Annotated in this window: 19 protein-coding genes and 1 riboswitch; of the genes, 8 read left to right on the forward strand and 11 right to left on the reverse strand. The window is 66.7% G+C overall.

What is annotated here, in order from left to right:
- Nucleotides 1-167 precede the first annotated feature (167 nt).
- Nucleotides 168-1,187, reverse strand: a complete 1,020-nt coding sequence (locus VGC77_RS08255; protein ID WP_331171089.1) for an LLM class flavin-dependent oxidoreductase — start codon at nucleotides 1,185-1,187, stop codon at nucleotides 168-170.
- Nucleotides 1,188-1,606: 419 nt separating this feature from the next.
- On the opposite strand from VGC77_RS08255, the gene metF reads away from it, so the two are divergent.
- From metF to VGC77_RS08270, 3 genes are read left to right on the forward strand one after another with little or no spacing between them, the layout of a single operon-like run.
- Nucleotides 1,607-2,497, forward strand: a complete 891-nt coding sequence (gene metF, locus VGC77_RS08260) for a methylenetetrahydrofolate reductase [NAD(P)H] (protein WP_331171090.1) — start codon at nucleotides 1,607-1,609, stop codon at nucleotides 2,495-2,497.
- A 1-nt stretch (nucleotide 2,498) separates the two neighbouring features.
- Nucleotides 2,499-6,362 (forward strand): methionine synthase, encoded by a 3,864-nt coding sequence (metH, locus tag VGC77_RS08265; protein WP_331171091.1) that lies wholly within the window; start codon nucleotides 2,499-2,501, stop codon nucleotides 6,360-6,362.
- A gap of 28 nt (nucleotides 6,363-6,390) precedes the next feature.
- On the forward strand, nucleotides 6,391-7,101 hold the full coding sequence (locus tag VGC77_RS08270) for an SDR family NAD(P)-dependent oxidoreductase (RefSeq protein ID WP_331171092.1): 711 nt from the start codon (nucleotides 6,391-6,393) through the stop codon (nucleotides 7,099-7,101).
- Here the strand turns inward: VGC77_RS08270 and VGC77_RS08275 are convergent.
- Together VGC77_RS08275 and VGC77_RS08280 are read right to left on the reverse strand one after the other, a co-directional pair.
- Entirely contained in the window at nucleotides 7,098-7,685 is a 588-nt protein-coding gene (locus tag VGC77_RS08275) for a GNAT family N-acetyltransferase (RefSeq protein ID WP_331171093.1), read from the reverse strand. The two genes, VGC77_RS08270 and VGC77_RS08275, sit on opposite strands and share 4 nt — an antisense overlap.
- A gap of 26 nt (nucleotides 7,686-7,711) precedes the next feature.
- Nucleotides 7,712-7,891 (reverse strand): DUF1127 domain-containing protein, encoded by a 180-nt coding sequence (locus VGC77_RS08280; protein ID WP_414709626.1) that lies wholly within the window; start codon nucleotides 7,889-7,891, stop codon nucleotides 7,712-7,714.
- Nucleotides 7,892-8,030: 139 nt separating this feature from the next.
- Between VGC77_RS08280 and VGC77_RS08285 the strand changes: the two genes are divergently transcribed.
- Nucleotides 8,031-8,987 (forward strand): transcriptional regulator GcvA, encoded by a 957-nt coding sequence (locus tag VGC77_RS08285; RefSeq protein WP_331171095.1) that lies wholly within the window; start codon nucleotides 8,031-8,033, stop codon nucleotides 8,985-8,987.
- 49 nt (nucleotides 8,988-9,036) lie between these two features.
- Here VGC77_RS08285 and VGC77_RS08290 read toward each other — a convergent pair whose 3' ends face one another.
- Both VGC77_RS08290 and VGC77_RS08295 read right to left on the reverse strand, forming a co-directional pair.
- A complete protein-coding gene (locus tag VGC77_RS08290; RefSeq protein ID WP_331171096.1) occupies nucleotides 9,037-9,636 on the reverse strand; it encodes a superoxide dismutase in 600 nt (199 codons plus the stop codon).
- A 177-nt stretch (nucleotides 9,637-9,813) separates the two neighbouring features.
- On the reverse strand, nucleotides 9,814-11,055 hold the full coding sequence (locus tag VGC77_RS08295; protein ID WP_331171097.1) for an MFS transporter: 1,242 nt from the start codon (nucleotides 11,053-11,055) through the stop codon (nucleotides 9,814-9,816).
- A 193-nt stretch (nucleotides 11,056-11,248) separates the two neighbouring features.
- On the opposite strand from VGC77_RS08295, the gene VGC77_RS08300 reads away from it, so the two are divergent.
- Together VGC77_RS08300 and VGC77_RS08305 are read left to right on the forward strand one after the other, a co-directional pair.
- A complete protein-coding gene (locus VGC77_RS08300) occupies nucleotides 11,249-12,622 on the forward strand; it encodes an MATE family efflux transporter (protein WP_331171098.1) in 1,374 nt (457 codons plus the stop codon).
- A 225-nt stretch (nucleotides 12,623-12,847) separates the two neighbouring features.
- Nucleotides 12,848-13,291, forward strand: a complete 444-nt coding sequence (locus VGC77_RS08305) for a DUF2147 domain-containing protein (protein WP_331171099.1) — start codon at nucleotides 12,848-12,850, stop codon at nucleotides 13,289-13,291.
- A gap of 23 nt (nucleotides 13,292-13,314) precedes the next feature.
- Here VGC77_RS08305 and VGC77_RS08310 read toward each other — a convergent pair whose 3' ends face one another.
- From VGC77_RS08310 to cobD, 3 genes are all read right to left on the reverse strand, one after another.
- Nucleotides 13,315-13,446: a hypothetical protein gene (locus VGC77_RS08310; RefSeq protein ID WP_011474158.1), complete on the reverse strand. Its 132-nt coding sequence runs from the start codon at nucleotides 13,444-13,446 to the stop codon at nucleotides 13,315-13,317.
- A 144-nt stretch (nucleotides 13,447-13,590) separates the two neighbouring features.
- Nucleotides 13,591-15,138: a glycosyltransferase family 39 protein gene (locus tag VGC77_RS08315; protein ID WP_331171100.1), complete on the reverse strand. Its 1,548-nt coding sequence runs from the start codon at nucleotides 15,136-15,138 to the stop codon at nucleotides 13,591-13,593.
- A gap of 281 nt (nucleotides 15,139-15,419) precedes the next feature.
- Entirely contained in the window at nucleotides 15,420-16,397 is a 978-nt protein-coding gene (cobD, locus tag VGC77_RS08320) for a threonine-phosphate decarboxylase CobD (RefSeq protein ID WP_331171101.1), read from the reverse strand.
- 71 nt (nucleotides 16,398-16,468) lie between these two features.
- Between cobD and cbiB the strand changes: the two genes are divergently transcribed.
- Nucleotides 16,469-17,440, forward strand: coding sequence for an adenosylcobinamide-phosphate synthase CbiB (cbiB, locus tag VGC77_RS08325; protein WP_331171102.1), 972 nt, complete (start codon nucleotides 16,469-16,471; stop codon nucleotides 17,438-17,440).
- Here the strand turns inward: cbiB and VGC77_RS08330 are convergent.
- The 3 genes from VGC77_RS08330 to cobU form a co-directional block, all read right to left on the reverse strand.
- A complete protein-coding gene (locus VGC77_RS08330) occupies nucleotides 17,413-18,894 on the reverse strand; it encodes a cobyric acid synthase (RefSeq protein ID WP_331171103.1) in 1,482 nt (493 codons plus the stop codon). The two genes, cbiB and VGC77_RS08330, sit on opposite strands and share 28 nt — an antisense overlap.
- Nucleotides 18,895-19,092: 198 nt before the next feature.
- Nucleotides 19,093-19,719, reverse strand: coding sequence for a cob(I)yrinic acid a,c-diamide adenosyltransferase (cobO, locus tag VGC77_RS08335; protein ID WP_331171104.1), 627 nt, complete (start codon nucleotides 19,717-19,719; stop codon nucleotides 19,093-19,095).
- Entirely contained in the window at nucleotides 19,716-20,327 is a 612-nt protein-coding gene (cobU, locus tag VGC77_RS08340; protein ID WP_331171105.1) for a bifunctional adenosylcobinamide kinase/adenosylcobinamide-phosphate guanylyltransferase, read from the reverse strand. Before cobU ends, cobO begins: the two co-directional genes overlap by 4 nt.
- A 110-nt stretch (nucleotides 20,328-20,437) precedes the next feature.
- Nucleotides 20,438-20,627: riboswitch (cobalamin riboswitch) on the reverse strand.
- Between the two features lie 91 nt (nucleotides 20,628-20,718).
- Between cobU and cobT the strand changes: the two genes are divergently transcribed.
- The gene (cobT, locus tag VGC77_RS08345) at nucleotides 20,719-21,774 is read left to right on the forward strand and encodes a nicotinate-nucleotide--dimethylbenzimidazole phosphoribosyltransferase (protein ID WP_331171106.1); all 1,056 of its coding nucleotides are present in this window, start codon (nucleotides 20,719-20,721) and stop codon (nucleotides 21,772-21,774) included.
- The last annotated feature ends 340 nt before the right edge of the window (nucleotides 21,775-22,114 follow it).

The raw sequence follows: 22,114 nt of genomic DNA on the forward strand, positions 1-22,114 counted from the left end.
TCGGGTTCGATGGAACGACGGACGAAGGCCCAAGCTGAGGTTCGGGCTTCAAAGCCCTCGGATGACCCGGTCTCTCGTCCGCCACCGCGCGAGACAGCCTACCGCCTCGCCCAGCAGAATTTAAGTTACAAGGATGACGACCCTGCGTCGCGATGAAGCGCTTCACCTCAAGCCGCGGCGCGGCTGCCGAGGCCAAAGGCCTTCGCCAGCAATCCATACGACCGCTTGCGCGCCTCGTGGTCGAAGGTCGCGGTGATCACCATCAACTCGTCGGCGCGGCTGGCCTCGATCATCGGCTGCAACGCCGCCATAACCGTCGCCGCACTGCCGACGAACAGCTTCTCGCGGTCGCGCGCGATCAACGCGCGGTCGCGCTCGCTGTAAGGATAGGCCAGCGCCTCCTCGACGCTCGGCAACGGCAGATATTGTCCGCGGTTGCGCAGCAGCCGGTTGAGATCCATCGACGACGCCAACCGTTCGGCCTCGGCGTCGGTCTCCGCCACCACCGCGGCCACCGCCAGAATGGCGTGCGGCGCGCGGCGCCAACGCGACGGCTGGAAGCCGCGGCGATAGCTGGTGAGCGCCGCGACCGCGTCATAGGAGGCGAAGTGATGCGCGAAGGCGAAGCCCATGCCGAGCTGCGCCGCCAATTCCGAGCTGTAATCGCTGGAGCCGAGCAGGAAGATCGGCGGCAGCGGCGCGTCGTCGGGCATCGCGACAACGTTATTGTAAGGGTGGCCTGGCGGAAACTCGCGGGTTTCCCACAGCGTCAATTCGTGCAGCCGCTCGAGAAAATCGTCGCCCTCGCGGACGTCGAGCCGGCGCCGCAGCGCGTGCGCGGTGGCCTGGTCGGTGCCGGGCGCGCGGCCGAGGCCGAGATCGATGCGGCCGGGAAACAGCGCCTCCAGCATCTTGAAGCGCTCGGCGATCACCAAAGGCGCATGGTTCGGCAGCATCACCCCGCCGGAGCCGACCCGGATCTGGCTGGTCACGGCCGCGATCTGCCCGATCATGATGTCGGGCGCCGGGCTCGCCACCGACGACAGGCTGTGATGTTCGGCCAGCCAATAGCGCGTGTAGCCGAGGCGGTCGGCGTGCTTGGCGAGATCGATGCTGTTGCGCAGCGCCGCGGCCGGTTTGTTGGCGGTGGTCACCACCGACAGATCGAGAATGGAAAGCGGTGTCATAACGAATAGCTAATGCGCCGGGCGGCGACGGCAACGGGGCCGCCGAGCAGATCTGCCGCGCGCGGTTCGCGAAAGACACCGGGCGGCCGTTCCGGGTGGGACAATCAGGATGAAATCCATCTAACATCATCTTGCCCACCAGCGCGACAACCTTCGAAGGCGCCGCGGCCGGCTATTTGTATAGCTTTAACATCGGAATTTCGCTTCCACGCCGCGACACGGATGGCCCACGCAATGCAGGTATCTGCCGTCCAAGCCGGATATCTGGCATTCATTGGGCAATTTCCCGTCGGAACAACGCAAATCGTGGGCTGGTTCAGCCTAGCGCTTCGTCCTAAATTAGGGAGATTGCGACATCGGTGGGGTGCGGGCTTGCGGTGAGCCAGATCCCAGCGCGGCATGACGGAGCCTGACCAACCATGACCGAGGCAATGCCCGCGACCCGGCCGGCGATTTCCTTCGAATTCTTCCCGCCGAAAACCGAGGAGATGGAGCGCACACTGTGGCAGGCGATCAGCCGGCTGGCGCCGCTCGCCCCCAACTTCGTCTCGGTGACCTATGGCGCCGGCGGCTCGACCCGCGAACGCACCCACGCCACCATCGCCCGCATCCTCAACGAGACCCGCCTGACGCCGGCGGCGCATCTGACCTGCGTCGATGCGCCCAAGGCCGACGTCGACGAGGTGGTGGCGCGCTATCACGAGGTCGGCGTCCGCCACATCGTGGCGCTGCGCGGCGATCCGTCGAGCGGGCTCGGCGGCCGCTACACCCCGCATCCGCAGGGCTATCACAATTCCTACGACCTGGTCGCCGCGATCAAGCGCCGCTACGGCGACATCGAGGTGACGGTGTCGGCCTATCCGGAGAAGCATCCGGAAAGCGCCAGCTTCGACGCCGACCTCGACATGCTGCAGGCCAAGATCGACGCCGGCGCCACCCGCGCCATCACCCAATGCTTCTTCGACAACGAGCTGTATCTGCGTTATCTCGACCGGGTGCGGGCGCGCGGCATCAGCATCCCGATCGTGCCCGGCATCCTGCCGGTGCAGAGCTTCAAGCAGGCCGCTAATTTCGCGGCGCGCACCGGCACCAGCATCCCGGCCTGGTTTGCGGAAAAGTTCGAAGGCCTCGACGACGATCCCGACACCCGCAAGCTGGTGGCGGCGACGGTGGCCGCCGGTCAGGTGCAAAAGCTCGCCAAGCACGGCGTCGACAGTTTCCACTTCTACACCATGAACCGCGCGGACCTGGTGTTCGCGATCAGCCACCTGCTCGGCTTCCGGCCGAACGGCGCACGGAAAGCGGCCTGACATGACCACTCCGATCTCGGCCCGACGCACCGCCCTGTTGGCCCTCGCGCGCGAACGCATCCTGGTGCTCGACGGCGCCATGGGCACCATGATCCAGCAGCTCAAGCTCGACGAGGCGGCGTTCCGCGGCGCGCGCTACAAGGATTTTCACCGCGACCTGCGCGGCAACAACGACCTGTTGATCCTGACCCAGCCGCAGGCGATCGAAAAAATCCACGCGCAATATCTGCGCGCCGGCGCCGACATCGTCGCCACCAACACGTTTTCCTCGACCGCGATCGCGCAGGCCGATTACGACCTCTCCGACATCGCCTATGAGATGAGCCGCGAAGGCGCGCGCCTCGCGCGCAACGCCGCCAAGCTGGTCGAAGCCGAGGACGGCAAGCCGCGCTTCGTCGCGGGCTCGATCGGCCCGACCAACCGCACCGCCTCGATCTCGCCCGACGTCGGCAATCCCGGCTTCCGCGCCGTCACCTTCGACGATCTGCGGCTGGCCTATGCCGAGCAGATCAACGGCCTGCTCGACGGCGGCGCCGATCTGCTGCTGGTCGAAACCGTCTTCGACACGCTGAACGCCAAGGCGGCGCTGTACGCCATCGCCGAAATCGCCGAGGCGCGCGGCATCGACGTGCCGGTGATGATCTCCGGCACCATCACCGACAAATCCGGCCGGCTGTTGTCGGGCCAGATGCCGCAGGCGTTCTGGAATTCGGTGCGCCATGCGGGGCCGATCACCATCGGCTTTAACTGCGCGCTCGGCGCCGAGGACATGCGCGGCCACATCGCCGACATCGGCCGGGTCGCCGATACGCTGATCTGCGCCTATCCGAACGCCGGCCTGCCCAATGAATTCGGCCAATACGACGAAACCCCGGAGTTCATGGCCCGCCTGGTCGGCGAATTCGCCCGCGACGGCCTGGTCAACATCGTGGGCGGCTGCTGCGGCACCACGCCGGAGCATATCGCGGCGATCGCGCAAGCGGTTAAGCCCTACAAGCCGCGCATCGTGCCCGTGATCGAGCCGCGGCTGCGGCTATCGGGGCTGGAGCCGTTCGAACTCACCGCCGACATTCCCTTCGTCAATGTCGGCGAACGCACCAACGTCACCGGCTCGGCGAAATTCCGCAAGCTGATCACCGCCGGCGATTACGACGCAGCGCTGCAGGTGGCGCGCGACCAGGTCGAGAACGGCGCGCAGATCATCGACGTCAACATGGACGAGGGTCTGCTGGATTCCGAAGCCGCGATGGTGACGTTCCTTAATCTCGTCGCCGCCGAGCCCGACATCGCCCGCGTCCCGGTGATGGTCGATAGTTCGAAATTCGCGGTAATCGAGGCCGGGCTGAAATGCCTGCAGGGCAAGCCGGTGGTCAACTCGATCTCGATGAAGGAAGGCGAAGCCAAGTTCATTCACGAGGCCAGGATCGCGCGTCGGCACGGCGCCGCGGTGGTGGTGATGGCGTTCGACGAACAGGGCCAGGCCGACACCTACGCGCGCAAGACTGCGATCTGCCAGCGCGCCTACGACATCCTGGTCGGGCAACTCAATTTCCCGCCGGAAGACATCATCTTCGATCCCAACGTGTTCGCGATCGCCACCGGGCTCGAGGAGCACAACAATTACGGCGTCGATTTCATCGAGGCCACCCGCTGGATCCGGCAGAATCTGCCGCACGCGCATATTTCCGGCGGGGTTTCCAATCTGTCGTTCTCGTTCCGCGGCAACGAGCCGGTGCGCGAGGCGATGCATTCGGTGTTTCTGTATCATGCCATCAAGGCCGGCATGGACATGGGCATCGTCAATGCCGGGCAGATGATCGTCTATGACGACATCGACCCCGAGCTGCGCCAGACCTGCGAGGACGTCATCCTCAACCGCGATCCCGGCGCCTCCGAGCGGCTGCTGGCGCTCGCGGAAAAATATCGCGGCCAGGAGAAGCAGACCAAGGAGCAGGATCTGGCCTGGCGCGACTGGCCGGTGGAGAAGCGGCTGTCCCACGCGCTGGTGCACGGCATCACCGAATATATCGAGGTCGACACCGAGGCGGCGCGGCTCGCCGTGGAGCGGCCGCTGCACGTCATCGAAGGTCCGCTGATGGCCGGCATGAACGTGGTCGGCGATCTGTTCGGCGACGGCAAGATGTTTCTGCCGCAGGTGGTGAAATCCGCCCGCGTCATGAAGCAGGCGGTGGCCTATCTGATGCCGTTCATGGAAGAGGAGAAGGCGCGCAACCTCGCCAATGGCGTGGTCGGCGATGGCCGCAAGAACGCCGGCAAGATCGTGATCGCCACCGTGAAGGGCGACGTCCACGACATCGGTAAGAACATCGTCGCCATCGTGCTCCAGTGCAACAATTTCGAGGTGGTCGATCTCGGCGTCATGGTGCCGGCGGCGAAGATCATCGAGGCCGCCAAGCGCGAGGGCGCCGACATCATCGGGCTGTCCGGCCTGATCACGCCGTCGCTCGACGAGATGAGCTTCCTCGCCTCGGAAATGCAGCGCAACGGCCTCAGCATCCCGCTGTTGATCGGCGGCGCCACCACCAGCCGGGTGCATACCGCGGTGAAGATCGACGCCAACTATCCCGATGGCGCGGTGGTGCACGTCAACGACGCCAGCCGCGCGGTCGGCGTCGCCTCCTCGCTGCTGGCGCCGGATCGCCGCGACGCCTATGCCGCCGAGATCCGCGCCGAATATGAAAAGATTTCCGCCGCGCATGCCCGCGCCCAGGCCGACAAGAAGCGGCTGAAGCTCGGCGACGCCCGCGGCAACGCCGTCAAGCTCGACTGGTCGAAGGCTGCGCCTGCGAAGCCGCGCTTCCTCGGGGTGAAAAGCTTCAACAATTATCCGCTACGCGAGTTGGTCGACTACATCGACTGGACGCCGTTCTTCCAGACCTGGGAACTGGCCGGACGTTTCCCGGCGATTCTCGACGACGACAAAGTCGGCGGAGCCGCGCGCGCGCTCTATGACGATGCCCGTAAGATGTTGGAGCGGATCGTCGCCGAGAACTGGTTCACCGCGAAGGCGGCGATCGGCTTCTGGCCGGCCAATGCGGTCGGCGACGACATCATCGTCTATGCCGACGACAGCCGACAGAGCTCGATCACCACGCTGCATACGCTACGGCAACAACTCGAGAAACGCGAAGGCCGCTTCAACGCCGCACTTGCGGATTTCGTGGCGCCGGCAGGCTCCGGCGTCGCCGATTATATCGGCGCCTTCGTGGTCACCTCCGGGATCGGCGAGGACGTCATCGCCGACAAGTTCAAGACCGCCAACGACGACTACTCCTCGATCCTGTGCAAGGCGCTGGCGGACCGTCTCGCCGAAGCCTTCGCCGAGCGGATGCATCAGCGGGTCCGCACCGAATTCTGGGGCACCTCGCCGGACGAGCAGCTTTCGACCGACGAACTGATCGCGGAGAAATACCACGGCATCCGCCCCGCTCCGGGTTATCCGGCGCAACCCGATCACACCGAGAAGGCGACGCTGTTCGCGCTGCTCGACGCCGAGGTCAACGCCGGGGTGACGCTGACCGAGAGCTTTGCGATGTGGCCGGGCTCCTCGGTGTCGGGGCTGTATTTCGGCCATCCGGAGAGCTTCTACTTCGGCGTCGGCAAGATCGAACGCGACCAGGTGCAGGATTACGCCACCCGCAAGGGCTGGAGCGTGGCCGAGGCCGAGCGCTGGCTGGCGCCGGTGCTGAACTACATTCCGGACCGCGCCGCCGCGGTGCCGCCGCTGGCGCCGAGCGAGCCTCCGGAGGCCAACGCCGACGTCGCCGACGTGGCGGCGCATCCGCCCGGCTGCGGCTGCGCGTTCCATCTGCGCTATCGCGACAAGCCGGCGCGGGCGGGGTAAGCTTGGCGCCTCGACCGGGAGGGGCCAGATGAACACGCCACGTTATCAGACCGCATTGATCGTCGGCGCCGGCGAAGGCTTGAGCGCCTCGCTGGCGCGGCTGTTCGCCCGCGAGGGCCTGCGCGTGGCGCTCGCCGCGCGCAACGCCGACAAGCTCGCCGCGCTCAGCGCCGAAACCGGCGCCAAGGCCTATGCCTGCGACGCCACCGACGAGGCCGACGTCGCCAGGCTGTTCGACGTGGTCGACGCCGAGGTCGGCGTGCCGGACGTCGTGGTCTACAACGCCAGCGGCCGCGCCCGCGGCGCCTTCGTCGATCTCAAAGCCGCCGACGTCGCGCAATCGATCGCGGTCAGCGCATTCGGGGGCTTCCTGGTGGCGCAACAGGCGGCGCAGCGCATGCTGCCGAACCGCCACGGCGCGATCCTGTTCACCGGCGCCTCCGCCAGCGTCAAGGGCTACGCGCAGTCGGCGCCGTTCGCGATGGGCAAATTCGCGCTGCGTGGGCTGGCGCAATCGATGGCCCGCGAATTGTCGCCGCAGGGCCTTCACGTCGCGCACTTTGTCATCGACGGCGGCATCCGCAACGCCGCGCGCCCCGAGCGCAACGAGCCCGCCGATCGCCCGGATTCGATGCTCGATCCCGACGCCATCGCCTTCAGCTATTGGAACGTGCTGCAACAGCCGCGCAGCGCCTGGAGCTGGGAAATCGAGCTACGGCCCTGGGTGGAGAAGTTTTAGCGCATAGCGTCCGCGCGGAAACCCGCGCAGCAGCCTTGCAGCGGCGCCGGCACGATCAGCTTCTCGAACCGCACCTGCTTCCAGTCGCCCGGCGTGCGCCCAGCGGCGCAGCCTGTTTTGCGTGCCAGCGCGATCATCGCCTCGTTGGAACGCAGCGTATCGCCGAACAGCCGCAGCGCGCCGAACGCGGCCGCGCGGCCTTGCAGATTGCCGATCAGTGCGGTGCCGATGCCGCGGCGGTGCCAGCGATCGTCGACCGACAGCCCGAATTCGACGTGACCCGTCTGCGGCTCGAACGCGTAGCGGGCTTCGGCGACGATCGCCTCGCCGCCGTAGTCGGCGAGAGTGACCAGCAGCGAATAGCTGCCGTCCTCACCGGCATGAACGAACTTATCGAGCTGATGTTGCGGCAATTCAAGCGCCGCCCCCATCAGGCGATTGTAGCGCGAACGCGCCGACAGGCCGCGAAAATAAGCCTGCAGCGCCGCGGCGTCGCTCGGCATCGCAAACCGCACCGTCAGCACCTGCCCGCCCGGCAGACGCAACGCGTCGCCACCGTGCTCGAGAGGATCGAGCGCAAACATCGGCCTGTCGGCGCGCGGCACCACACTCACGCCCGCCAGAACGGCTTGTCGACCTCATAGGCCGCTTCGCTCCACGACAGCCCGATGTCGTGCAATTCGCGTTCGGTCATCCGGGCCAACTCGCGGCGATGCCGCTGTCGCTCGCCCCAGCTGTGCAACGCGTCGCCGATCAGCGCCAAGACCCTCAGCTCATGATGATTTGTCATCGAACGATCGGGGCATATGGACATTGCCGCCTCCTGAAATTAGTCTCCGCGACTAATATCGAGCCGCGGCAGGATTCCGACAAACGACACTTTGTCCCTTTTGACATGAGATAAGCTCATGAAAGCGGAGGCTCCGCGATTGACCGCTCGCCTGCCCTCGCTGAACGGTTTGCGCGCCTTCGAGGCGGCGGCGCGGCATCTCAGTTTCACCCATGCCGCCGCGGAATTGCACGTCACCCAGACCGCGATCAGTCACCAGATCCGCCGGCTCGAGGACGAACTCGGCATCCAGCTGTTCGTCCGGCAGAACCGCACGCTGGCGCTGACGCCGCAGGCGCGCGACTACCTGCCCGGCGTGCGCGCCGCGTTCAACGATCTGCGGCTCGCCACCGATCGCTTGCTGCGCAAGGATAGCGCCAGTGTGCTCACTATCAGCACGCTGGCGTCGCTGGCGGCGAAATGGCTGCTGCCGCGGCTGTCGGCGTTTCAGGAGGCGCATCCGACCATCGACGTGCGGATCACCACCTCGACCGCGCTGGTCGATTTCAAAAAGGGCGACGTCGACGCCGCGATCCGCTACGGCCGCGGCCAGTGGCCGGGCTTACGCGCCGACTGGCTGATGGCGGATCAATTGTTTCCGGTGTGCAGCCCGGCGCTGCTGCAAGGCAATAAGCCGCTGCACACGCCGCAGGACCTCACCGAGCACACCTTGCTGTATTCCAGCGGCGGCTATGACGACGACTGGCGGCTGTGGCTGACCGCCGCGGGGCTGCCGCCCGACATCTCAAAACAGCCCGGGCTGTCGTTCGATCTGATCTTCATGACGGTGCAGGCGGCGATCGACGGACTCGGCGTCGCCATCGGCCGCACCTCCTATGTCGAAGCCGACATCGCCAAGGGGCGCCTGGTGGTTCCGTTCAAGATCAAGCTGCCGGACGAATGGGGATTCTATCTGGTGTCGCCGCAGGCCAGCGCCGAGACGCCGAAACTGTCGGCGTTTCGGCAATGGCTGTTGGCTTCGATCCAAGGTTCGACCAAAACCTCGCCGCCGCCAGCCGAGGCGGCCGACGGTCTGGTTCGCCGGCGCCGCAAATAGCAAGGGCGGCAGCGCGCGGCTGCCGCCCTGCTTGATTGATCGCGTCGGGTCAGAGCTTGGAGAACAGCTCGTCGACGTAATCCCAGTTGATCAAATGATCGACGAAGGCCTTGAGATAATCCGGCCGCTTGTTGCGATAGTCGATGTAGTAGGAATGCTCCCAGACGTCGACGCCGAGCAGCGGCGTGGCGCCGTGCACCAGCGGATTCTCGCCGTTCGGGGTCTTGGTGATTTCCAGCTTGCCGTCCTTGCTGGCGGACAACCAAGCCCAGCCGGAGCCGAACTGGCCGACGCCGGCGGCGGCGAAATCGGTCTTGAATTTTTCCAGACCGCCGAGATCCTCGGTGATCTTCTTCTCCAATCGGCCGGGCAGCTTGTCGCCGCCGCCGTTCGGCTTCATCCATTTCCAGAATTCGATGTGGTTGTAGTGCTGCGCGGCGTTGTTGAACAGCGGCGCATTCTTGCCGAACGATCCCTTGACCACCTCTTCGAGCGGCTTGCCCTCGAATTCGGTGCCCTTCAGCAGGTTGTTTCCGTTGGTGACGTAGGCCTGGTGATGCTTGTCGTGATGGTATTCCAGTGTTTCTTTCGACATATACGGCGCGAGCGCGTCATAGGCATAAGGCAGGTCGGGCAGCGTAAAGGTCATGGGTTCATTCCACAGTAATGGGAGTCACGTCTTAACTGGAACCGTTATAAATGGTTCCGCTGCAAATCATAAGCATTTGTGCGCGAACATTCAAAGGCGCCGAGGCGACGTCGCGTCAACCGCAACGCGCATCGACACCGAACTCCACCACGGTACCGCTGACGCAGTCAGCACCGCTCATGCCGCATCGGCCACCGCGCCGTCGAGCGCATCGCGGCGCTGCGGCGGACGCACATTCATCAACATCTGGAACACGCCGGCGATCAGTCCGATCAGCACCGCGGCCTGCCACGCCGCGTCATAGCTGCCGAGCCGATCGTAAATCACGCCGCCGCCCCAGGCGCCGAGAAACGAGCCGGCCTGATGGCTGAGAAACGCGACGCCGGCCAGCGTCGCCATGAAGCGCAGCCCGAACAGCTGCGCCACCAAGCCGTTGACCAGCGGCACCACGCCGAGCCACAGTGAGCCCATCACCGCGGCGAACACCATGGTGGAGGCCGCCGAGGCCGGGAAATAGAAATAGGCACCAAGCGCCACCGAACGGATGATGTAGATCGCACCGAGCAGCATTTGCTTGGGGAAGCGGCCGCCGAGCCAGCCGCAGGCATAGGAGCCGATCACGTTGAACAGCCCGATGATGGCGAGCGCGGTGGCGCCGAGCGAGGGATCGAGCCCGCAAATATCCAGATAGTTCGGCAGATGCGTGGTGATGAACACCAATTGTAGCCCGCAGACGAAGAACGCCAGCGACATCACCACGAAGCCGGAATGGCCGAGCGCGGATTGCATCACATTGCCGAGCGACTGCTCGCTGTCGTCGGCCTTGTCGATGTCGATCTTGTCGGAGCGCCCGGCAAACCACGCAGACGGCAGCATCACCGCGGCGAGCCCGAGAAAGCCGATCAGCGCCATCTTCCAGCCGGACGTCGAGATCAGCGTCTGCGCCAACGGCGAGGCGATCACCAGCCCGAGCGAACCGACCGCCGACACCGCGCCCATCGCGACGCTGCGCTTGGCGGCCGACACCGTGCGCGAGGTCACCGTCATGGTGAGGCTGGAGGCGGTGCAGGACAACGCCAGACCGACGCAAAAGCCGGCGCCGAGCGTAAACACCAGCGCCGAGGTTGCCACCATCATCAACACCAGTCCGGCGGCATAGATCAGCACGCCGCCGAGCATCACGTAGCGGCTGCCGTAGCGATCGGCGAACATCCCGACGAAGGGTTGGGTGACGCCCCAGACCACGTTCTGCAGCGCGGTGGCGAGCGAGAAATCTGCCGAAGTGATGCCGATGTCGCGGATCACCTGGGGCTGCAACAGCCCGAAGCTCTGCCGCATGCCCATGGCGAGGCTGAGCAGGATGGCGGCGCCTGCCAGAATCGACCAGCGCTGCAATGGGCCGAGTTCGGCTGCCCTCATGTCATTTCCTCGCGACTAGAAATTTTTCCCACTGTGGCATCGGTTGGCAGGATTTACCATCCGCCGCAGCGGAATTGGCCGAATGCGTCCAGCGCAGGGATCGGCGCGGCGGGGCTGGCGCCGTCCGCGCATCTGACATAATATGTCGCTCATAATTTAATAAACGACCCGCCACGACCCTCCGGAGACGCATATGAGCCTGGACGTGCCGCTGGCCATTCCGTTGCAGGCGGCGCCCCGCAACGGGCTGCTGACCGCGCCGATCCTGCCGACGCTGCTGCGGCTGGCGATTCCGAATGCGATCGCGATGGTCGGCAGCGCGCTGGTCGCGGTCGCCGAGACCTCCTATATCGGCCGGCTCGGCCTGGCGCCGCTGGCGGCAATCGCGCTGGTGTTTCCATTCGCGATGCTGACGCAGATGATGTCGGCCGGCGCGATGGGCGGCGGCGTCTCCTCGGCGATCAGCCGCGCGCTCGGCGCCGGCGACCGCGACCGCGCGGCAGTGCTGGCGCTGCATGCGGCGATCATCGGCGGCTGCGGCGGGCTGTTGTCGACGCTGATCATGCTGGCGTTCGGCCGGCAATTCTACGCGCTGCTCGGCGGCGGCGGCGCCGTGCTCGAGGACGCCTGCGGCTATTCCAACGTGCTGTTTTCCGGCGCGATCTCGATCTGGATGGTCAACACGCTGGCCTCGGTGCTGCGCGGCACCGGCGACATGAAACTGCCGGCGATGACCATCCTCGCCGCCGCCGCGGTGCAGATCGCGGTCGGCGGCGCGCTCGGCCTCGGGCTGTTCGGCGCGCCGCGGCTCGGCATGCCGGGCGTCGCCTGCGGCCAATTGGTCGGCTTCTCGCTCGCGGCGCTGTTTTTGCTCTGGTACCTGATCAGCGGACGTGGACGGCTCAGCCTGCAATTTTCGTCGTTCACTTTTCAGCGCGCGATGTTCCTCGATATCCTGAAGGTCGGCGCGGTGTCGTGCTTGTCGCCGCTGCAGACCGTGCTGACGATATTGATCTTCACCAAGGTCCTCGCCGGTTTCGGCACCGAAGTGCTGGCCGGCTACGGCATCGGATCGCGGTTGGAATTCCTGCTGATCCCGATCGCGTTCTCATTCGGGGTCGCCTCGGTGCCGATGGTCGGCATGGCGATCGGCGCGCAGGATGTGGCGCGGGCGCGGCGCGTGGCTTGGACCGCGGGCACGGCCTCGGCGCTCAGCGTCGGCGCGGTCGGATGGCTGGTGGCGCTGTGGCCCTCGCTATGGGTGTCGCTGTTCACCAGCAATCCCGCCGTCACCGCCGCCGCCAGTTCCTACTTTGCCTGGGCCGGTCCGGCGTTCTGCTGCTTCGGCCTCGGGCTCTGCCTGTATTTCTCCTCGCAGGGCGCCGCGAAAGTCGGCGGGCCGGTGCTGGCCTCGACGCTGCGACTGCTGATGGTCGGCATCGGCGGCTGGTGGCTGAGCGCGATCGCAGCTCCAGCGTGGACGCTGTTCGCGCTGGTCGCGGGCGCGATGGGGGTGTTTGGACTGAGCACCGCGGCCGCGGTGCGATTCACCCGCTGGGGCGATTGAAATCGGTTGCAGAAACGCCGGGCGACAACGTCGACAGGCCGGCAAGGCCGGCTGTCAGCGTAAGTTGATCGGCGACCCCTCCAACGCCATTTGCGCGACTCTGGTTTTTTGCTATCCCCCACCCTCCCCCTTTGCAGATGCGAACAGGGGCCACGGCGCGATGATCGCGCATTCCCTTTTGATGGCCGGCGCGGGTTAGCCGAGAGTTGCTTTGGAGGCATTGTTATGATGGGTCGATTTGGATTCGTTGCGGTTCTGTTGAGCACGCTGGCCGCCGCACCGAACGCCGATGCCCAGACCGCCGGCGCGCCCACCGGCGTATGGTTGACCCAGGCCGGCGACGCCAAGGTGAAGGTTGCCAAATGCGGCGCGGCGTTGTGCGGCACCGTGGTCTGGCTGAAGGATCCGATCGACCGGGCGACCGGCAAGCCCGCGATCGATGACAAGAATCCGGACCCGGCGCGGGCCGCGCGCCCGGTGATCGGACTGCAGATTTTCGGCGACATGCGGCCGGCGGCGCCGGGCAAATGGTCCGGCCATATTTACAATGCCGACGACGGCAAGACCTATGAAAGCAGCCTCTCGGCGACGGGGCCTGACTCGCTGAAGGTCGAAGGCTGCGTCGGCGCGCTGTGCGGCGGCGAGGCCTGGAGCCGGGTCGGAAAATAGCCGCGGCGCTGCAGGCGCGCGGGTCAGCCTTTAGCGCAGAGACCGAACGCGGCCGTGAGGCTGCCGCGGACGCAGCGCGTCATGGTGATGTCGGCATACAGGCCGTAGGCGAAAACGGCGAGCGCGAGCAGCAACATCGCACCGAGCGACTTCAACGGCGTGTCCTTTCAGGTGGAATCGATCGCGCCATTATAGCGTTTTCGAGCGAAGTGGATGCCGCTTCGCGCGAAGAAAACGCGTGAAAATAAAAATCACAAGAGTTCCGTTTCTGATCCTATCAGAACCGGAATAACTTTCGATCAGAGACGGCGCCGTCGGAGCAACTCCGGCGGCGGCGACTGCACGAGAATTTCGCCTTTGGCGTCGTCGATCAGGTCGATGCGATAGGTTTCGATCGCCGTCGCCCCGCGCATCCGCGAAACCTGCGCGACGGTTTCCACAGCGCCAAACGCGTCGAGCAGCGTTTGCTGAGAGCCTTTGGAATCGACGAACAACAGCCGGCCGCTCAGCGCGGCGGCGTCGGGCTCGACGGCGTTGACCCAGCGAATCCGGTCGAAGCGTTGCGCCACGCAACTGCCCGGCGGCAGATAAAACGCCAGCCAGCTCGTGGTTCCGTAGTCCGGCGCAAGGATGCAGCGGGCGCCAACCCGAATACGAATGGCTTCGATCTGCCGCGCCACATCGCGAAAGCCGATGCCGACCAGCCGCGCGGCCTCCTCCTTGCGATAGCCGCTGAGCAGGCCAGTATGAATCTGCAGCACGATCAGCGCCACCATCGCCACGCTGCCCGGCACCGCCCAGCGCCCGAGGAAATCCACCACGCGCTGCCAGCGCGGCCGCCACGTCGTCCGCTCCGCCGCCACCGCCGCGGCAATCGCCATCGCCGGATAGATCTGACAGAGCCAGTCGGGATGCACCTCCTCATGCAAGGCGTGCACGACGAAATAAGCCACCACGACTCCCACCGTGGCCTGCAACAACGCCGCCGCGCCGCGCAGGGAGCCGCCAACGCCGCGCAGTGCCAAGAGCCCGCTGCAGCCGAGGATCGCCACCGCCGGCGTCATCACCAGGAATTGACCACCCAGCATGCCCAGCAGGAAGCCTGGGCGGAAGTCGACGGCACCGACGCGGCCGAATTGCTTGAGGAATGAAACCCATTCGTGCTGTGCGTTCCACAGCAGCGTCGGCGCAAACAGCGCCAGCGCCAACAGGCCTCCCAGATAGAGCCAGGGCGACCACAGCCAGCGCCGCAAATCGGCCACCACGATCAGCCAGATCAGGATGCTGGGGCCGAAGAACAACGCATTGTATTTCGACAGCAGCGCCGCGCCGACCGCGGCGCCGACCGCAAGCCACCACGGCCCGCGCCCGGTCTGCAGCAATTTCGCCAGCGACCACAACACCAGGCTCGACGCCAGCATCAGCGGCACGTCCGGCGTGGCGGTGATGGTGCCGAGCCAGGCCATCATCGTGGCGTTGAACAGCAGCGCCGCGGTGGCGCCGACGCGCGCCGAACCAAACAGCATCGCGCCGCTGCGATACACCGCCCAGCTCGTCGGCAGCGCCAACAGCACCGAGACCAGGCGCACGCCGAATTCGGTGTCGCCGGCGATCAGCGTGCTGAGCCGGATCATCAGCGCCACCATCGGCGGATGATCGTAGTAGCCGCCCGCCAGATTTTTCGACCAGGTCCAGTAATAGGCTTCGTCGAAGGTCAAGGGCGTGGTCGCGGCCACGACCAGGCGCAGCAGCACCAGAATCACAATGATCAGGGCGGCGCGGCGCACCGCGCGCCGATCCGCGTTGTGCGGCTGGTTCAGCCGCTGCACCGGCAATTCGAAACGCAAACATCCTCCAAATATTGTGGTTGGTCACACCGCGACGTCGTGCTTTATGCGCAATCGCGTGCCGAACGGCTATCGGAATTTCATCCGGTCGGCGAATCGAAGGAACGCGGCATCTGGCCTATCAGCGCCGTGCCGCCCGCGTATGACGAATCATGTCGATGCATAGACTGAACTGGTTGGACGGCGGACAACAGCACAGCTCCGCCACGGCGGCGCGCGCGGTCGCGGCCGGGTGGGTTGCTTGTTCGGCTCGCGCCGGGTCCGCCGCCACCGTGTCGCCACTAACCGAGCGCGGCGGCCAGCCGATCGCGCGCGGCATCGTCGGGCGGCAGACCGAACCGCAACAGGTCATCGGCCCAATCGAAGCTGCGGCACCAGATCTGCTGGCGCGCCAGCGCGGCGTGGATCCGCAGCGCATCGCGATGCCGGGTCAAACGATACAGCGTGGTGCCGCCGGCGAGCATCAGCCCGGCGGCGTGCAGGATCACGTCGAGCTTTGCCGCCTGCTGCGTCAAGGCCGCGCGCGTCGCCTCGGCCCAGGCCTGATCGCGCAGCGCTGCGGCGCCGATCCGCTGCGCTGGGCCGGAGCAACTCCATGGCCCGATCGCGGTGCTGATCCGATCGGCGATCGCCGGCGCGGCAACGGCGAAGCCGAGCCGCAATCCACCGAGGCCGTAGAACTTGCCGAACGAACGCAGGATCACGATCGGCAAATCCGCGCACAGCGCTACCGCGCTGATCGCCGGCGCGACGTCGGCAAAGGCTTCGTCGATCACCAGCCAGCCGCCGCGCGCCTGCAGCGTCGCCGCCGCCGCGGCGAGCCCTGCGCAATCGACGATGCGGCCGTCGGGATTGTTCGGGTTGACGATCACCGCATGGCGCACCTCGCGCGGCAACTCGCAAAGCTGATCGATCGCGATCACCTCGCGGCCGGCGTTGCGCCAGGCCGCGGCGTGCTCGGAGTAAGTGGGGCCGACGATGGCGACCGCGCCGGGCGCCGCAAGATAGGGCAGCCACTGGATCAGCGACTGCGTACCGGCGGCGGCGACGATCGATGTCTCGGCCGGCACCGCGTAGGCCGCGCGCGCGGCCTCAAGCAGCGCGGCCTCATCGGCGCGCGACGGCAATCGCTGCCAGGCATCGTCGGCAACGGGCGTGATCGGCCACGGCCACGGGTTGATGCCGGTGGACAGATCGAGCCATTGCCACGCGCCGCCATGGCGCGCCATCGCTTCAGTCAAATCGCCGCCGTGTTTCATCACTACGTCCTGATATCATTCGTGGCCGGGCGCAAACGCCTGGCGCGCATTCGCGCGGGGGGAGCAACCCGATGCTGATCTGCCAAGACACCCTGCTGATCGTGGTTGCGGCGCTGGTCTTCGACGCGCTGATCGGCGATCCGGATTGGCTGTGGCGCAGGGCTGCGCATCCGGTGGTTTGGATCGGCGCGCTGATCGGGTTTCTCGACCGCGCGCTCAATCGCGACCAATGGTCGCCGGCTTTGCGCAAATCCGCCGGCGTTGTCGCGGTGATCGTGCTGCTGACGGTCGCCGTCGGAACCGGATTTCTGCTGCAGAAAATCTTGTGGCAAACCTGGGGCAGCGTTGTCGTGGAGGGATTGCTCGCCTCGGTGCTGATCGCGCAGCGCAGTCTGTATCAGCACACCGCCCGGGTCCGCGCCGGCTTCGCCGAGGGCGGCCTCGCGGCGGCGCGGCGCGCGGTGGCGATGATCGTCGGCCGCGATCCGGAGCAACTCGACGAGGCTGGGGTGGCGCGCGCCGCGATCGAATCCTGCGCCGAGAATTTTTCCGACGGCGTGGTAGCGCCGGTGTTCTGGCTGGCCCTGCTCGGCCTGCCGGGACTGATCGCCTACAAGGCGATCAACACCGCGGACTCGATGATCGGCCATCGCAGTGCGCGCTACAATTCGTTCGGCTGGGCGGCGGCACGGCTCGACGATCTGCTCAATCTGGTGCCGGCGCGGCTCGCCGGCGCGCTGATCGCGCTGGCCGCGCCGCTCGCCGGTGGATCGATCCGCACCGCGTTCAAAGTGATGCGGCGCGACGCGCCAAAGCATCGCTCGCCCAATGCCGGCTGGCCGGAGGCGGCGATGGCCGGCGCGCTCGGCGTGGCGCTGGCCGGGCCGCGGCGCTACGCCGAAGGCCTGGTCGAGGATCCCTATCTCAATGCGGAGGCGCCCAATCATGCTACGCCCGACGATATCGGCGGCGCGCTGACGCTGATGGCGGCGGCCTGCGGCTTCGAAGCCGTGCTTTACGCGGCGCTGGCATTGCTGCTCTGACGGCTGCGCGCGGTCTTGAGGATCGACTCGATATCAAGATGCGCTTCGAGATGATCGGCCAGCGCGTCGAGCGCGCGCTCGATCTGGGACTCGTAGGCCAATGTCGAGGCGATGCCGAGCCGCGCCAGCCAGGCCTTGCGGAACGCGTCGCCGCTGAACAGCCCGTGCACATAGGTGCCTTGCACCCGGCCGTCGCGCGACGCCGCACCATCCGGCCGGCCGTCGATGCTGACGAACGGCCTTGCGCAATCGGCGCCGTCGCTGCGGCCAAGGTGAATCTCGTAGCCTTCGATCGCAGCGCCGCTGTCGCAATGCAGCCCGTTGACCAGCGTCGTCGACTTGTCGCCGGTCATCGTCGTGCTGATATCGAGCAGACCCAACCCCGGCACCGTGCCCGCAGGGCCGTCGACGCCATCGGGATCGGCAATGCTCCGGCCGAGCATCTGATAGCCGCCGCACAGTCCCAGCACGTGGCCGCCGCGGCGCAGATGCGCTTGAATGTCGATGTCCCAGCCCTGCGCGCGCAGAAACGCCAGATCGCCGAGCGTCGACTTGCTGCCAGGCAGGATCACCACGTCGGCATTGCCGGGGATCGGCTGACCGGGCGAAACGAACACAAGTTTCACGCCGGGCTCCTGGCCCAACGGATCGAGGTCGTCGAAATTGGCGATCCGCGCCAGCACCGGCACCGCGATGATCCGCGTCGCGGTCGATTCATGCACGCGGTTCAGATCGACGGCGTCCTCCGCCGGCAGCAACGCCGCCTGCGGCAGCCATGGCACCACGCCGAGCGACGGCCAGCCGGTTAGTTGCGTGATCGCGGTCAGCCCCTGGTCGAACAATCGCGGGTCGCCGCGAAACTTGTTGATGATGAAGCCGTGGATGCGCGCGCGCTCGTCCGGCGGCAGCACCAGATGGGTGCCGGCGAGGCTGGCGATCACGCCGCCGCGGTCGATGTCGCCGGCGAGCAGCACCGGCACGTTGGCGGCTTCGGCAAAGCCCATATTGGCGATGTCGCCGACGCGCAAATTGATCTCGGCGGGACTGCCGGCGCCTTCCACCAGCACGATGTCGGCGTCGCGCGCCAGCCGCGCGAAGCTGTCGAGCACGAAGGGCAGCAGCGCCGCCTTCTTGTCGAGATAGTTCTTGGCGCCGAGCACGCCCCAGCGTTGGCCCTGCACGATGATCTGCGCGCCGGTGTCGGTCTGCGGCTTCAGCAGCACCGGGTTCATGTGCACACTCGGCGGCAACCGCGCGGCGCGGGCCTGCACCGCTTGCGCCCGGCCGATCTCGCCGCCGTCGACCGCCACCGCGGCGTTGTTCGACATGTTCTGCGACTTGAACGGCGCCACCTTCAGGCCGCGGCGCACCAGCGCGCGGGCCAGCCCTGCGACCAGCGTCGACTTGCCGGCGTTGGAGCCGGTGGCCTGGATCATCAGCGCGGGGGTGGTCATCGGGCGGCTCCGAGGAGGTTTCGGTCAGCAATTAGTAACAGCTGTGCAACGTGTCGTCCCTGCGCACGCAGGGACCCATCACCCCTGGCGTCGAACAGGGAGGCCCGGCCTTCGCCACACCGCCAAAACGCGAGTCCGCGCCGTATGGGTCCCTGCGTGCGCAGGGACGACGCGTTGAAATGTGAGGGCCACATCGCGCTAAAATTCCACGCCCTTCTGGGCTTTGACGCCGGCGCGGAACGGATGCTTGACCAGCGTCATCTCCGTCACCAGATCGGCCAGCTCGATCAGTTCCGGCTTGGCGTTGCGGCCGGTGATGACGACGTGCTTGTCGGCCGGCTTCTCGTCGCGCAGGAAGGTCAGCACCTCGTCGAGCGGCAGGTAGTCGTAGCGCAGCACGATGTTGAGCTCGTCGAGCAGCACCATGCGGTGACGATCGTCGCGGATCAGCTCCTTGGCGCGTTGCCAGCCGGCGGTGGCGGCGGCGATGTCACGGGCGCGGTCCTGGGTCTCCCAGGTGAAGCCCTCGCCCATGATGTGCAGCGTCACCAGTTCGGGAAATTTCGCCAGCAGCTTCGCTTCGCCGGTGTCCCATTTCTGCGACTTGGTGAACTGCACCACGCCGACCGGCATGCCGTGGCCGATATGGCGGAACACCATGCCGAGCGCGGCCGAGGTCTTGCCCTTGCCGGTGCCGGTGTGGACGATCAACAGCCCCTTCTCGCCGGTCTTGCCGGCCATGATCTTGTCGCGCGCGGCCTTGTGCTTCTTGGCCTTCTCGGCGTGGCGCAGATTGTCCTCGTCGTCACTGCTTGGCGTGGTCATGCGGTCGGCTCTCCTGCGGTTGAGCGTTTGAGCCACAGCGGCAATCCTGCGGCGATGAAAACGACATTGGGAACGGCGGCGGCGACGATCTGGTTGAGCCGGCCCTGGGCGTCGCGAAACTCGCGCCCCAGCGCGGTTTCCGGCACCAGGCCAAGCCCGACCTCGTTCGACACCAGCACCACCGGATGCGAGGCCTGGCGCAGATACCCGGCGAGCGCGCGCGAGGCAGCGGCAAAGTCGCCGCCGGCATACATCAGATTGGCGAGCCACAGCGTCAGGCAATCCACCAGCACGGCGCGGCCGCTGCCGGCTTCGCGCGACAGCGTCTCGACCAGCGCCAGCGGCTCCTCGATGGTGCGCCAGCCGTCGCCGCGTTGTTCACGATGATGTGCGATCCGCGTCACCATCTCAGCGTCGCCGCCGGCGGTCGCGGTGGCGAGATAGATTCGCGCCAGCCCGCTGTCGACGATCAGTTGCTCGGCGAAGCGCGATTTGCCGGAGCGCGCGCCGCCCAGCACCAGCGTCGGGCGCAGTACCGGCGCGGTCACGCCGCCATTGTCGAGCGAGCGGTCGTCCAAGGAACGGTCATCACCGGCGTCGCGATCCATTGCGGGCTCACAGCATGGCCTTGCGGCCGCGAGCTTTGTTGGATCGCGTGCGATGGCGATGGCCAGCGCGTTCGCTCCCGCCCGGTGCACCCCGCCCCGACCACGCCTTCAAAGCACTCTCAGCGATGGCAGGTCTCCTGGCTCGCGGGTCAAAGCCCCTCGCCGCCTTCCCAGGAACATCCCAGTGGCCTCGGCGCGGGCTCGTCGCTCACAGTTGCGGGGGCAGCGCCGGGTTTGATCGCTCGCACCGGCTTCCCTTTTCACCTTCCACGTGGAAGGACCATCGTGGGCAACGCTAGCGCGGCGCGGCGGCCGTGGTCAACCACGCACAGGTGGTGTTGACCGCAGCCCCGCGTTGCGTCAGTTACGCGCCTTGCACGAAGGGGATATCATGTCGACCAGCATTCCAGCCGCCTGGCAGCCGCCCGGCATCACGCCAATCGATCCGCAGGCAGAAGCCGCGATCCGCGCAAGGATCGACGGCAAGGCCAAGCCGCTCGGCTCGCTCGGGCAGATCGAGCAGCTTTCGGTGCAGCTCGGCCAGATCCGGCATCCCGGCGAGCCGCGCGGCGACAACGCGGTGCTCCTGGTGTTCGCCGGCGATCACGGCCTCACCGAAGAAGGCGTCTCGCAATTTCCCGCCGCGGTGACGGTGGCGATGGTGATGACCTATCTGGCCGGCCGCGCCTGCGCCAACGCCTTTGCCGCGGCGACCAATGTCGAGATTCGGGTGGTCGATGCCGGCGTCGCCGCCGAGCTGCCGAAGCATGCCGGACTGATCGACGCCAAGATCCGGATGGGCACCGCCAACGCCGCACGCGAACCGGCGATGACGCGGCAGCAGGCGATCGACGCGCTCGAGCGCGGCTGTCAGCTGGCGATCGCCGAGATCCGCGACGGCGCCGACATTCTCGCGCTCGGCGAAATGGGCATCGGCAACACCGCCTCCTCGTCTTTGCTGCTGCACCGGCTGGCGCCGGCGCCGCTCGACGACTGCATCGGCGTCGGCGCCGGACAGGACAGCGTCGGCATGGCGAAGAAGCGCGCCGCGATCGAAACCGCAGCAGCGCGCAGCGACGCCACCGCGCCGCTCGACGTGCTGGCCGAATTCGGCGGGCTGGAAATCGCGATGATGGCCGGCGCCATTCTCGGCGCCGCCTCGCAGCGTCGCCCGGTGATCGTCGACGGCTTCATCTCCACGGTGGCGGCGTTGCTGGCGGTGCGGCTGGAACCGGCGGCGCGCGGCTATTGCGTGTTCGCGCATCGCTCTGCCGAGCGCGGCCACGACCTCGCGCTCGCAGCGTTGCAGGCCAAGCCGCTGCTCGACCTCGGGCTACGGCTCGGCGAAGGCACCGGCGCCATCCTCGCGGTGCCGCTGCTGCGCGCCGGGGCGCGGCTTTTGACCGACGTCGCCAGTCTCAGCGACGTGCTCGAGGGCAAGCTGTAGCAAGGGGCGCAAGCTCGCCGGCGGCGTTGCGGCGAATCGCCGGCGGCGCATGCCGCCCGTGGCTCACAGCCGGCTGGGGGAGAACGGGGACTGCCGCGAAATCCGATCGGTCGCCGGGGGTCTTTTGCATGCGGAATGTGCAATCGGAACCCGGCCGGCGCCGTCAGCAACATGATACCGCAAGACATCGCAGCGACTGGCGTCGTTGCGGGCAGTGTCGCCGGCTTACGTCAGCGGGGCGTGACGGCGTTGACAGCCCGGCTGCCGCGTGACTAACAAAGGTCAAGACTGGGCCGGTTCGGACGCGCGGGTTCTGTTTCGCCGCATCGTTCGAATGAGG

Origin of the sequence: Rhodopseudomonas sp., assembly GCF_036404135.1 — a bacterium.
Lineage (GTDB): Bacteria > Pseudomonadota > Alphaproteobacteria > Rhizobiales > Xanthobacteraceae > Rhodopseudomonas_A.